Here is a 13007-nt window from a genome sequence, read left to right on the forward strand (position 1 = left end):
CATGGTGTGTCGCCGGGCTTGAACGAGACGATTGCGGGTCCCGGGTGGCCCGAATCTTGAACCGACAAGACCGGCGGTGTCGCCGGGAGCCGGTTTCCGAACAGTGTTCCCTCGGAAGCGAAGACGCATCCGGTTCCCAATCATTGTCGGGGCATGATCCCACCGCCAGGCCGTTGGTCATGGCCGCCGGACATGCCCGAGCCACAGGGTGATCGCCATGCCGCAACTGCGGACGTCTCTCTCCCATGTCCTCGTCCTTGCGGCGCTGCTGTTCGGGCTGCTGGTTGCCGGCCTGTCGATGGCGCGCGCCCAGGACATGGACCTGAAACCGCTGGTCGATGCGCTCGGGCAGGGCGGCTACAGCGATCTGGAGAAGGCCATCGGCGCGCTTGCCGCCACCGGCGATCCCAGGGTCGCCAAGATCCTCGAACATCTGGCCAATCGCGACCTCTACCTTCGCGCCGACGACAAGTCCGTCGTGCTCGTGACCGGCAAGGGCAGCGAGCCGGAGATCGCCGATCCGGCAACCGGCGAAAGCCTCGGTACCGCCCAGAAGTCCTTGCTCGACAAGATCAAGGTCAACAATTCCATCCGCCGCGCCGTGCAGGCGGCCGTCGGCACGCTGACGCTGCTCAGCAAGGATCAGAACGTACGCCGCTCGGCGGTGGACGCCGTCCTCAAGACCCGCGATCCCGAAACCATCCCGGCCCTCGACAAGGCGATCGAGGTGGAAGCGGACCCCGCCATCAAGACACTGATGCTCGGCGCGCGGGGCGCGGCCGTCCTCAATTCCGATGCGGATGAGGCAGAAAAGCTCGCCGCCATCGAGAATGTCCAGGGGCTGGACGCCCGCGAGGCCATGTCCATCCTCACCCAATACGCCACCGGCGATGGCGCGGTTGCCGCGGCCGCCGAGGCGGCGCTGGCCGAGGAGCGCACCACGCTCGCGGCGTGGGATGCGGCCCAGAACATCTGGTTCGGCCTCTCCCTCGGGTCCGTTCTCCTGCTTGCCGCCATCGGCCTTGCCATCACCTTCGGCGTCATGGGCGTCATCAACATGGCCCACGGCGAAATGGTGATGATCGGCGCCTACGTGACCTTCGCGGTCCAGGAGGCGATCCGCACCCACGCGCCCGGCCTCTTCGATTTCTCGCTGCTGATCGCCCTGCCGCTCGCCTTCCTCGTCGCCGGCGGCATCGGCGTCGCCATCGAGCGTGGCATCATCCGCTTTCTCTACGGTCGTCCGCTGGAAACGCTGCTCGCCACCTGGGGCCTGTCGCTGATCCTGCAGCAATTGGTCCGGTCCATCTTCGGCGCCCAGAACCAGCAGGTCGGCAATCCGTCCTGGATGTCGGGCTCCTTCGAGATCGGCCTTCTGTCGATCACCTGGTCGCGTCTCTGGATCGTCGTCTTCGCCATCGTCGTCTTCTTCGCCCTGATGGCACTCCTGAAGCAGACGCCCTTCGGTCTCCAGACCCGCGCGGTGACGGCCAACCGCCCGATGGCGAGCGCCATGGGCATCCGCACCCCCTGGATCGACGCCATGACCTTCGGCCTCGGCTCGGGCATCGCGGGCATCGCCGGTGTTGCGCTCAGCCAGATCGAGAACGTCAGTCCGAACCTTGGCCAAGGCTACATCATCGACAGCTTCATGGTTGTGGTCTTCGGCGGCGTCGGCAATCTCTGGGGCACATTGGTCGGCGCGCTGACGCTCGGTGTCGCCAATAAGTTCCTTGAGCCCTACGCCGGCGCGGTGCTCGGCAAGATCCTGGTGCTCGTCTTCATCATCCTCTTCATCCAGAAGCGTCCGCGCGGGCTCTTCGCTCTCAAGGGAAGGGCGGTCGAAGCATGATCTCGCAATTTCTCTTCAACGGTCTCGATCGCCGCGCCAGCTACGTCATCGCGCTTCTCGTGGCGATCGCCATCCTGGTGCCGGTCCTGCATTTGGCGGTCCCCGTCGACAGCCCGCTGCACGTGCCGAACTATGTCATGGCGCTCTTCGGCAAGTATCTCTGCTACGCGCTGCTTGCCCTCTCGCTGGACCTCGTCTGGGGCTATTGCGGCATTCTCTCGCTCGGCCACGGCGCCTTCTTCGCCCTCGGCGGCTACGCGATGGGCATGTATCTGATGCGCCAGATCGGGTCTCGCGGCGTCTACGGCGACCCGATCCTGCCCGACTTCATGGTCTTCCTGAACTACAAGGAACTGCCCTGGTTCTGGTACGGCTTCGACATGTTCTGGTTCGCTGCGATCATGATCGTGCTCGCGCCCGGCATTCTGGCCTTCGTCTTCGGCTGGTTCGCCTTCCGCTCCCGCGTCACCGGCGTCTATCTGTCGATCATCACCCAGGCGATGACCTATGCCCTGCTGCTTGCCTTCTTCCGCAACGACATGGGCTTCGGCGGCAACAACGGCCTGACCGACTTCAAGGACATCCTCGGCTTCTCGGTGCAGTCGCCGCAGACCCGCTCGGTGCTCTTCGCTCTCACCGCGCTCTTCCTGGCGGGCGCCTTCTGGATCTGCTCGGCCGTGGTCCGCTCCAAGCTTGGCAAGGTGCTGGTCGCGGTGCGCGACGCCGAAAGCCGGACGCGCTTCATCGGCTACCGGGTGGAGAACTACAAGCTCTTCGTCTGGGTGCTCTCGGCCATGATGGCGGGCATTGCCGGCGCGCTCTACGTGCCGCAGATCGGCATCATCAATCCGTCGGAATTCGAACCGGCCAACTCCATCGAGGCGGTCATCTGGGTGGCCGTCGGCGGCCGCGGCACGCTCTTCGGTCCGATCGTCGGCGCTGTCCTCGTCAACTTCGGCAAGACCTGGTTCACGGGCGCCTTGCCGGAACTCTGGCTCTTCGCCCTCGGTGCGCTCTTCGTGGTCGTGACGCTCTTCCTGCCGAAGGGCATCGTCGGCACCGTCCAGGGCCTGCTGCGCGAACGGGCCGAGCGCAAGGCCGCCGGCCTTGCTCCCCTGAAACCCAACCCCGAACCGGCGGAGTGAGACGATGAAGGAAGTGGCCGAGGGCTCGCTCCTCTATCTCGACAACGTGCATCGCGCCTTCGACGGCTTCAAGGCGATCAACGGGCTCTCGCTCGTGCTCGCTCCCGGCGAAATGCGCGCCATCATCGGTCCCAACGGCGCCGGCAAGACGACGATGATGGACATCATCACCGGCAAGACCAAGCCCGATGAGGGCGACGTGATCTTCGAAGGCGTAACGGACCTGACCCGCCACGACGAGACCGAAATCGCTAACATGGGGATCGGGCGCAAGTTCCAGAAACCGACCGTCTTTGAAAGCCACACGGTGGCCGACAATCTGGAACTGGCCCTGAAGGCGCCGCGTGGCCCTTTCGATACGCTCCTGCACCGGACCAGCAAGGCCGAATACGAGCGGATCGACGAAATCCTCGAGACGATCCGCCTGACCGAGCGGCGCGACTGGCTCGCCGCCAATCTCAGCCACGGCCAGAAGCAGTGGCTGGAGATCGGCATGCTTCTCGCCCAGGAGCCGAAGCTGCTGCTGGTCGACGAGCCGGTCGCCGGCATGACCGATGATGAGACCGCCGAGACGGCGGCGCTCCTGCGCCGCATCGCCAAGACCCAGTCGGTGGTGGTGGTCGAGCACGACATGACCTTCGTGCGCGAGCTCGACGTCAAGGTGACGGTGCTGCACGAGGGATCGGTGCTGGCGGAAGGCACGCTCGATGCCGTCTCCAGCGACCAGAAGGTGATCGAGGTCTATCTCGGCCGCTGAGGCTCTCGAGCATCCAGCCGGAAAAGTGGTTTCCGGTTTTGGGAAAACTGGATGCTCCTACAAAGGCATCCAGCCGGAAAAGTGGCTTCCGGTTTTCGGAAAACTGGATGCTCCTACAAAGAGATAAAGCGATGATGCTGATTTGGAAATTCGGCACGCCGCTCAAGGAAGGGCTTTAAGATGCTCAACGTCGACAAGATCAACCTCCACTATGGCGCCGCGCAGGCGCTCAAAGAGGTCTCGCTCACTGCCGAAGTCGGCAAGGTCACCTGCGTGCTCGGCCGCAACGGCGTCGGCAAGACCTCGCTGCTGCGCTCGATCGTCGGCCTCAAGGGAATTTCCTCCGGCTCGATCACCTGGGAAGGCGAGGAGATCTCGAAGCTTGCCCCGCATGATCGCGCCCGCCACGGCATCGCCATCGTGCCCCAGGGGCGCGAGATTTTCCCGCTGCTCTCGGTGAAGGAAAACCTTGAGACGGGCTATGCGCCGATTGCCCGCAAGGACCGCTACGTGCCGGACACGGTCTTCGATCTTTTCCCGGTGCTGAAATCCATGTTGCGGCGGCGCGGCGGCGATCTGTCCGGCGGCCAGCAGCAGCAGCTCGCCATCGGCCGCGCTCTGGTCACGCGCCCGCGCCTCCTCGTGCTCGACGAGCCGACCGAGGGCATCCAGCCCTCGATCATCAAGGACATCGGCCGGGCGATCGAGTTCCTGCGCGAGCAGGGCACCATGGCGATCGTTCTCGTCGAGCAGTATTTCGAGTTCGCCCGCGATCTGGCCGATCATTTCGCGGTCATGGATCGCGGCGAGGTCGTCCTGTCCGGTGCCAAGGCTGACATGGACGAACACGAGGTTCGCCGCTGGATGACGGTGTAGGCAGCCATTGCGATTGTCCGGACAAGCGCCGGCCGGGCGGTTGTCCACAGCCTCCGCTTTTTTCACGAAACCATTTTCAATCATTTATTGCGCAGGGGGAGCCCGGCCTTCACGGGCCGGGCTTTCGCCCTTTTGGAGCCGCTCGGAAAGCCTGGAGGAGGGCGTCGAACGGCTCAAGGCACTAGGTCTGGAATGCTGACCTGTTAACCAAAATGCAACACATCCACGGTCGCGAGCTGTCGATGATGGACTGTGAACGCTTTCTTGACTATATTTGATGGCGCGGCGGAGTTTGAAAAAAGTGTATTGGGCGACAATGCAATATTGAAGGCCCGACCCTGACCGGGGTCGGGCCTTTCGTATTTTAGGCATGTTGAAATTGGCAATGGCGATGATGTCGATTTTACGACAATTCTAACGTCACCCTTATTAACGATTAAGTTAAGTCGTATAAGTTTAATGAGATCTCAAATCGATTTCGAAGTCTTGCGTTTGACTGTCGGGCATTTGCTTGCACGGTGCGCAGGACGCAAACATTGATTGCATGCAACGGTTGAGAGGCGGGTGTCGCTCGGCTTTTGCGTGTCGACGAGGTCCTGTCGCTATTTGCGCCGACAGGGCTCTTCCGATGCAGTTGGGTGAAGGTTCAGGTCCGTGCCCGGATCTGTCCGACAAAACCGGTGACCTGATCCTGCAACTGCCGGGACTGCGCGCCGAGAGAGTCGGCCGCGCTCACCATCAGACTGGCCACACGCGCGGTGTCGAGGGCTGCCGTGCTGACATCGGCGATGTTGCCGCTCACTTCGGTGGTTCCCTGCGAGGCTTCCTCGACGTTGCGGCTGATTTCGTCCGTGGATGCATTCTGCTGCTCGACGGCGCTCGCGATGGACGAGGAGATGGCGTTGATGTCGCCGATCGTCGTGGCGATCGACTGGATGGCGTCGGCGACGTCGTTGGTTCCGCTCTGGACGGCGGCGACCTGCGTCGCAATCTCCGTGGTCGCGCGGGCCGTCTGCTCGGCGAGATGCTTCACTTCGTTGGCGACAACCGCGAAGCCCTTGCCCATTTCGCCGGCGCGCGCAGCCTCGATGGTCGCGTTGAGGGCCAGAAGATTGGTCTGGGCCGCAATTTCGCTGATGAGGCTGACCACCTCGCCGATTCGCTGGGCGTTGGCGACAAGCCCGCGCACGGCTTCGCTGGAAGCCTCCGCCTGGCCGGTCGCCTTGCCGGCGATCACGGCCGCTTGCGTCACCTGATCCCCGATCTCGCGGGTCGAGCCGGCAAGTTCGAGAACAGCCGACGTGGCCGTCTGGATGTTCTGTGCTGCGCGGGCGGAGGCGGAGGCCACGGCATCCGACTGGCGGCTGGTCTCTTCGGCTGCCGCCCCCATGCCGCTGGCTTCCTGTCCCATCTGATGCGCTGCGGCATTGAGACTGTCGACGATCCCTCTGAACTGGCGTTCGAAGTCCTCGGCGAAGGCCGCCATCTCGGCGCGGCGCTCGGCCTCCGCCTCGGTCTTCATGGCGTCGCGTTCCTGTTCCAGCCTGCGGATTTCGACGGCATTCTGCTTGAAGACCTCGACGGCCCGGGCCATGCGGCCGATCTCGTCGCTCTGGCCCCGGCCCGGAACCGGCGTGTCGAGATCGCCATCGGAAAGCCGCTGCATCACTCTCGCCATCCGGTCCATCGGGCGCGAGATCGCGAAGACGATGACGGCGATTGCAAGGGCAAGAACCACGGCCAGCGCGGCGATGACGACGAAGACGGTCGTGGTGGCAGCGCCATTCGACTCGGCATTGACGGCGAGCGACCGCGAGGACGTCCACCCGCTGATCCGTTCGGCAAGCGCCGCGACCTTGGATCGGAGGTCATTGAGGACGGGTTCGAAATTGGCGTCGAAGTCTGCCCGTGCCTTGGAGAGCGAACCGCGCAGGGCGATCAGATTGCCCTTGCGGCCGAATTTCTTGACCGCGGCCATGTCGCTGACGAGTTGGTCGATCTCATCGGATGCTTCGGGATAGGCTGCCTTGATGGCCTCCATGTTCTCCTTGAACGAGGACAGTTCATTGTCGAACTCGGCAAGGATCGGCTGCGCTTCCGAGGCGTTGTTGCGCGAGAAGGCGCGATAGTTGATGCCGCTCATCCTGTCGACGCTCGCGGCGGCGTCGGCCATGCGCTGGAGCGTCGCGATATTGTCGGTGAGCAGTCCGTCGTGCGCCGCGTTGACGCTGCGGACCTGGTAGGCGCCGAAAAAGGCGGCGAGCAGGGCGGAAAGAGCAAGCAGGCCGATCGGCACCAGAACCTTGTAGAGAATCGGAAGATTGCGAAACCGCATGAACGTGTCTCCAGCCGGCAGGCCTCTGGCCTTCCATCGACCTGCGGTGATGGACAGAAGGCGGCCAGGCAATGATCGAGTGAGCGTGGTGGTGCCGCTCAGGTGGCAGCCCACTGGTTGTGCCCGACTGTAGGTCTGTCGCCTTTCCGGTGTGTAAATCGACTTGTCATATAAGTGTCATAATCGGATTTTTCGGATTTATATAAATCGATTAATTTAAGGTCTTGAGTGGATCTCGGAAAAACAGAGAAAAACAGGAATAAGCGAGAAATTTAGTCGGGTAATATACTTTGATGGAATTCAGGAAGACTGCGAGCGTGGGGTGTTGCGGCGATAATCACGTTCCCCTGGGTTTCGCCCTGTTCGTTGCTGTCGCCGAGAGCGCGTCCTCCGGCCAGAAGTGCTTCGGATAGCGGCCCTTGAGATCCTTGGCGACGTCCTTCCACGAGCCGCGCCAGAAACCGGGCAGATCCCGCGTCGTCTGGATCGGACGGTGGGCCGGCGACAGCAGCACGACGAGCAGGGGCACCTTGCCGCCGCCGATACTCGGATGACGGTCGAGACCGAAGAGTTCCTGCACCCGGATTTCCAGTGCCGGCCCGTTTTCCGCACCGTAGTCGATTGGCACACGCGATCCGGACGGCGCATCGAAATGCGTGGGCAACAGCCGCTCCATGTCGCGGCGCAGAGCGTAGGGCAGGAGGCTGTCGAGCGCACGGCCGAGGTCGTCGGCGTCGATCGCATCGAGTCGAGATTTGCCGATGATCTGCGGCGCCAGCCACTCGCCCGCCGTCACTGCCAGCGAGCCTTCCGACAGATCGGGCCAGTGCTCACCAAGTGTATGATGCAGGTATGTGGATCGATGGCGCAGGGCGCGCTGCTCCTTCGTCCAGGGCAGGCGGTCGAGCCCCGCCTTGGCCGCTTCGTCGGCAAGCAGTCCAGCGACAGCGATGGGATCCGGATCGGCGATGACCGTCTCGTCGAGAACCAGCGCACCGAGACGGCGGATGCGGCGCGCCCGCACGCTGCGGCTCTGGCCGTCGACCTGCAAGCTGTCGCTCGTCTCGATCTGATGCGCCAAAACCGCCTCGATGTCCTCGCGGTCGATGCGGGCGGCGAGCCGGATGCGCGAGGCCTCGGCCCGGCCCGTCACATCGGCCACCACCAGAAAAGGCACACCAGCGAGGGCGTGAGCGTCTTCGACCATGGCGCCACGGCCGTTGGCGAGCCGGAACTGGCCCCGCGCGCCGCGCGCCTGCGCGATCCGGTCCGGATAGGCACGGGCCAGATGGCGCCCGATCGCGGTCTCATCGGCATGAGCCGCAGACTTCTCGTCCTTTCCACCGGCCTGTCTCGCGAAGCGCCGCGCTAATACCCTTGCATCGTCGGCACGTCTGGACCTGTCGGATCGGAAGCGCTGCAGGCGCTGGCCGAGATCGACGGCATCCCCGCCAAGCCCCGGTTCGCCGATCAGGACCGCGATTTCGGCGGCCAGCATCGCCTCGCCCTCGGCGGCGGCCATGTGGACCATATGAGCAAGCCTCGGATGCAGCGGCAGGCGGGCAAGCGCCTTGCCTTCCGCCGTGATCCGGCCCTCGTCGTCCAGTGCGTCTAGGCGGCGCAGGAGAGCAGTCGCCTCGGCATAGGCCGCCGCCGGCGGCGGATCGAGCCACGCGAGCGTTGCCGGATCGCTCGCGCCCCAGGCGGCAAGGTCGAGGGCGAGGCCGGCAAGGTCGGCTTCCAGGATTTCGGGACGGTCGAAAAGCTGGAGGGCGCCGGTCTGCGCCTCCGCCCAGAGACGATAGCAGACGCCGGGCTCGGTGCGTCCGGCGCGACCCCGGCGCTGGTCGGCGCCCGCACGCGACACTCGCTGGGTTTCAAGCCGCGTCAGCCCGGTCGCCGGCTCGTATTTCGGCACGCGGGCATAGCCGGCATCGATCACGACCCGAACGCCCTCGATGGTGAGTGACGTCTCGGCGATGGAGGTCGCGAGCACGACCTTGCGCCGGCCTTCAGGGGCGGGCTGGATCGCGCGGTCCTGCTCGGCGGGTGTCAGCGCGCCATAGAGCGGCGCAACGTCGACTGTGGCGGGCACTTTGCCCGAAAGCCGCTCGGCAACACGACGGATTTCGGCCTGTCCGGGCAGGAAGACGAGCAGCGAACCGGTCTCTTCCCGAAGCGCCTGCTGGATGGCAGCGGCGGTCTGGTCCTCGATCCGGGCAGTCGGATCGCGCGGGATGTGCAGCGTTTCGACCGGAAAGGCGCGCCCCTCGGAGGTCACCACCGGCGCATTGCCGAGGAGGGAGGCAACGCGCGCGCCGTCGATGGTCGCCGACATGACAAGGATGCGAAGATCCTCGCGGAGTACTCCTGCCGACTCCAGCGCCAGCGCGAGGCCGAAATCGCCATCGAGGCTGCGCTCGTGAAACTCGTCGAAGAGCACGGCGGCAATGCCGGAAAGCTCCGGGTCGTCGAGGATCATGCGCGTGAAGACACCCTCGGTGACGACCTCGATCCGGGTCTTCGCCGAGACGGCGCTGTCCATCCGGACGCGGTAGCCTACCGTCTCGCCGACCTTTTCGTTCAGCGTTGCCGCCATGCGGCGCGCGCTCGCCCGGGCGGCAAGCCGGCGCGGCTCGATCAGGATGATCCGGCCGTCCTTGCGCCAGGGCGCGCCCAGCAGCGCCAGCGGCACGCGCGTCGTCTTGCCGGCGCCGGGCGGGGCCACAAGCACGGCCTTCGGCGTCCGCTGAAGGGCGGCCAGCAACTCCGGCAGGGCATCGTCGATGGGCAGGCGAAACGTCATGCCGCCTTGTGGCGCGGGGGGCGATGGAAGGCAAGGGGATGCTGAGCTGGTGAGGCTCTCACTCCTCGCCCATCGCGATGAGGCTGGCGTTGCCGCCTGCCGCCGCCGTGTTGGTGGAGATCACCTGCTCCAGCGCGAAACGCGGTAGATAGTGCGGTCCTCCCGCCTTCGGGCCCGTGCCGGAAAGCCCGGAGCCGCCGAAGGGCTGCGAGCCGACGATGGCGCCGATCATGTTGCGGTTGACATAGACATTGCCGACGGAAAGCCGCTCGACGATCCGCTTGCACGTCCGCTCGATGCGCGAATGGATGCCGAGCGTCAGCCCGTAGCCGGAAGCGGCGATGTCGTCGAGAACCTTGTCGAGATCGGCCGCCTTGTAGCGCACCACATGCAGCACGGGGCCGAAGACCTCGCGCGTCAGGTCGCGGGCATTGGCTAGCTCGATGACGGTCGGGGCAACGAAGGACCCGCCTGCCAGCGCGCCTCTGGGAACCTCGCTCTCGAAGCGCACGCGGCCCTCGGTGCGCCGCTCGGCGACATAGTCGTCGATGGCCTGCTTGGCCTCGGCGTCGATGATCGGGCCGACGTCGGTCGCCGGATGGGCCGGATCGCCCAGCGTCAGTTCCTTCGCCGCACCGGTGACGAGATCGATCATGTGATTGGCGATGTCCTCCTGGACGAGCAGCAACCGAAGCGCCGAGCAGCGCTGCCCGGCGGAGCGGAAGGCGGAAAGGACGACGTCGTCCGCCACCTGCTCGCCAAGCGCCGTGGCATCGACCAGCATGGCGTTGAGGCCGCCTGTCTCGGCGATGAGCGGCACGATGGGGCCGCGCTTTTCCGCAAGCGTCCGGTTGATTGCCCAGGCTGTCTCCGTTGAACCGGTGAAGGCGACGCCGGCAATGCGAGGATCGGACGTCAGCGCCGCGCCCACCGTGCCGTCGCCCGGCACATAGGCGAGGGCGTCTTTGGCAATTCCGGCCTCGTGCAGGATGCGAACGGCCTCTGCCGCAATGAGGGGCGTCTGCTCGGCGGGCTTGGCGACGACACAGTTGCCGGAGGCGAGTGCGGCGGTCACCTGGCCCATGAAGATCGCGAGGGGGAAGTTCCACGGCGAGATGCAGACGAAGACGCCGCGCCCGCGCGAGACGAGCCGGTTTTCCTCGCCGGTGGGGCCGGGAAGGATCGTCGCTGCGCCGAAGAGGCGCCGCGCCTCGGCGGCGTAGTAGCGGCAGAAGTCGACCGCCTCGCGGACCTCGGCGATGCCGTCCGGCAGCGTCTTGCCGGCCTCGGCGGACATCAGCGCGATGAGGCGCGGCGTGGCGGCTTCCAGCGCGTCGGCCGCCTTTTCCAGCGCCAGCGCGCGGGCCCCCGCCGGCGTCGCGGACCATTTCGGGAAGGCACCAAGGCAGGTCTCGATCGCCGCCCGTGCATCCTCCGCCGTCGCCTCTCCGACCTCGCCGACACTGCTCTTGCCATCGACAGGGCTCAGCACCGGGCGGGTCGGACGCGTCAAGGTCTTGCCGCCGATGATCGGCAAGGCGGCATCCTTCGGCAGCGGTGCCTGAGCGAGGGAATCGAGGAAGGCATCGCGCACGGCATCGTCGCCGAATTCGATGCCCCTGGAGTTTTCGCGGGCGCCGAAAAGCCGGGCGGGCAGGGGAATGCGGCTGTGACGGGCCGCAGCGCCGCCGTCCAGCATCTCCTGCGGCCGGCGGATCAGCGTCGTCGCGGGAATGTCCGGGTCGCCGACGCCGGCAACGAAGGACGAATTGGCGCCGTTTTCGAGAAGCCGGCGCACGAGATAGGCGAGAAGATCGCGATGCCCGCCGACCGGCGCATAGATGCGGCAAGGATAGCCGTCCTGCTCGGTCACCTGGGCGTAGAGCGCCTCGCCCATGCCGTGCAGGCGCTGGAATTCGAAGCTTGCCTTGTCGCCACCGGCCATCTCGCGGATCTCGGCGACCGAAAGCGCGTTATGCGTGGCGAACTGCGGAAAGAGCCGGGGCCGGGCGGCGAGCATCCGCTTGGCGCAGGCGAGATAGGACAGATCGGTGGCAACCTTGCGGGTGAAGACCGGATAGTCGGCAAGGCCGCGCTCCTGCGCGCGCTTGACCTCCGTGTCCCAATAGGCGCCTTTGACGAGGCGCACCATGAACCGCCGTCCGAGGGAGCGCGCAAGGTCGTCCGCCCACTCGACCACATGGATGCCGCGCTTCTGGTAGGCCTGGATCGCGAGCCCGAAGCCGTCCCAGCCCTTGAGCGATGAATCGGCCGCCACCCGCCCGATGATGTCGAGCGAGAGCGAAAGCCGGTCGGCCTCCTCCGCGTCGACGGTGAGGTTGAGATCGTGTGCCTTGGCGGCGCGGGCAAGGTCCAGCAGCTTCGGCGCCAGTTCCTTCACCAGTCGGTCGATTTTCACCACCTCGTAGCGCGGATGGAGCGCCGACAGCTTGACCGAAATGCCGGGACGGTCCGGCAGCGTCTTGTTGCCCGCCGAACGGCCGATGGCGTCGATGGCATTGGCGTAGGACGTAAAATAGCGCTCCGCGTCGGCCATGGTGCGCGCGCCTTCGCCGAGCATGTCGTAGGAGTGGCGGTAGCCCTTCTCCTCCATGGCCTTGGCGCGGCTGAGCGCGGCCTTGATCGTCTCGCCGAGCACGAACTGGTGGCCCATCACCCGCATCGCCTGCCGCGTCGCGGTGCGCACGGCCGGCAGGCCGAGCCGTTTGATGACGCCCGCGATCACGCCCTCCGGCGTTTCGCCCGGCTGCACGATGCGCGTGGTGATGCCGAGCGCCCAGGCCGAGGCCGAAACGAGCAGCGGATCGCCGGCCTTGTGGCTGCCGTCGAAATGCGCGCTGGCGAGCTTGTCCTCGATCAACCGGTCGGCGGTGGCAGCGTCAGGAACCCGCAGCAGCGCTTCGGCCAGCACCATGACCGCGAGGCCCTCCCGGGTCGACAGGCTGTAGGCGTGCAGAAAATCCTCCACGCCGCCAAGCGCCGACTGGCGGGCGCGGATGCCGTTGATGAGGCGGATCGCGTCCGCATCGACACGGGACTTCGCCTGCGGCGACGGTGCGCCGACTTCGGAGAGGAGACGGGCGACGATCTCCTCGTCTGGCAAGGCATAGGGAGCGGAGAAGCTGGGACGGTTCATTGGCGGCATGGAGAAACTCGATCACGAGTGACGATTTCACTAATTTGCCATCAAAATCCTTTTTCATTTCTCCAAAAAA

Annotated in this window: 7 protein-coding genes; 4 read left to right on the top strand and 3 right to left on the bottom strand. The window is 65.4% G+C overall.

Annotation, left to right across the window (positions count from 1 at the left end):
- The first annotated feature begins 217 nt into the window (after positions 1-217).
- The 4 genes from urtB to urtE all read left to right on the top strand — a co-directional run bounded on the left by urtB (position 218) and on the right by urtE (position 4630).
- Positions 218-1852, top strand: a complete 1635-nt coding sequence (gene urtB, locus HDIA_RS03220; RefSeq protein ID WP_099554291.1) for an urea ABC transporter permease subunit UrtB — start codon at positions 218-220, stop codon at positions 1850-1852.
- Positions 1849-2997, top strand: coding sequence for an urea ABC transporter permease subunit UrtC (gene urtC / locus HDIA_RS03225; RefSeq protein WP_099554293.1), 1149 nt, complete (start codon positions 1849-1851; stop codon positions 2995-2997). Before urtB ends, urtC begins: the two co-directional genes overlap by 4 nt.
- Before the next feature lie 4 nt (positions 2998-3001).
- Positions 3002-3754 carry an urea ABC transporter ATP-binding protein UrtD gene (urtD, locus tag HDIA_RS03230; protein ID WP_099554295.1) on the top strand — a complete coding sequence of 251 codons (753 nt, stop codon included), beginning with the start codon at positions 3002-3004 and terminating at the stop codon, positions 3752-3754.
- Positions 3755-3934: 180 nt separating this feature from the next.
- Positions 3935-4630 (top strand): urea ABC transporter ATP-binding subunit UrtE, encoded by a 696-nt coding sequence (gene urtE / locus HDIA_RS03235; RefSeq protein ID WP_099554297.1) that lies wholly within the window; start codon positions 3935-3937, stop codon positions 4628-4630.
- 646 nt (positions 4631-5276) lie between these two features.
- On the opposite strand, the gene HDIA_RS03240 is transcribed toward urtE, so the two are convergent.
- The 3 genes from HDIA_RS03240 to putA all read right to left on the bottom strand — a co-directional run bounded on the left by HDIA_RS03240 (position 5277) and on the right by putA (position 12937).
- Complete coding sequence (locus tag HDIA_RS03240) at positions 5277-6965, bottom strand: methyl-accepting chemotaxis protein (RefSeq protein WP_099554299.1); 1689 nt, start codon at positions 6963-6965, stop codon at positions 5277-5279.
- 337 nt (positions 6966-7302) lie between these two features.
- Positions 7303-9771: an ATP-dependent helicase HrpB gene (hrpB, locus tag HDIA_RS03245; protein ID WP_099554301.1), complete on the bottom strand. Its 2469-nt coding sequence runs from the start codon at positions 9769-9771 to the stop codon at positions 7303-7305.
- Between the two features lie 58 nt (positions 9772-9829).
- Positions 9830-12937: a bifunctional proline dehydrogenase/L-glutamate gamma-semialdehyde dehydrogenase PutA gene (gene putA / locus HDIA_RS03250; RefSeq protein WP_197708092.1), complete on the bottom strand. Its 3108-nt coding sequence runs from the start codon at positions 12935-12937 to the stop codon at positions 9830-9832.
- Positions 12938-13007: the final 70 nt, after the last annotated feature.

Source organism: Hartmannibacter diazotrophicus (assembly GCF_900231165.1).
Lineage (GTDB): Bacteria > Pseudomonadota > Alphaproteobacteria > Rhizobiales > Pleomorphomonadaceae > Hartmannibacter > Hartmannibacter diazotrophicus.

Bases quoted from the DNA above. Each gene is read 5' to 3' on its own strand.
- putA (WP_197708092.1), bottom strand. From the start codon at position 12,937: ATGCCGCCAATGAACCGTCCCAGCTTCTCCGCTCCCTATGCCTTGCCA.
- urtE (WP_099554297.1), top strand. From the start codon at position 3,935: ATGCTCAACGTCGACAAGATCAACCTCCACTATGGCGCCGCGCAGGCG.
- urtC (WP_099554293.1), top strand. From the start codon at position 1,849: ATGATCTCGCAATTTCTCTTCAACGGTCTCGATCGCCGCGCCAGCTAC.
- urtD (WP_099554295.1), top strand. From the start codon at position 3,002: ATGAAGGAAGTGGCCGAGGGCTCGCTCCTCTATCTCGACAACGTGCAT.
- urtB (WP_099554291.1), top strand. From the start codon at position 218: ATGCCGCAACTGCGGACGTCTCTCTCCCATGTCCTCGTCCTTGCGGCG.
- hrpB (WP_099554301.1), bottom strand. From the start codon at position 9,771: ATGACGTTTCGCCTGCCCATCGACGATGCCCTGCCGGAGTTGCTGGCC.
- HDIA_RS03240 (WP_099554299.1), bottom strand. From the start codon at position 6,965: ATGCGGTTTCGCAATCTTCCGATTCTCTACAAGGTTCTGGTGCCGATC.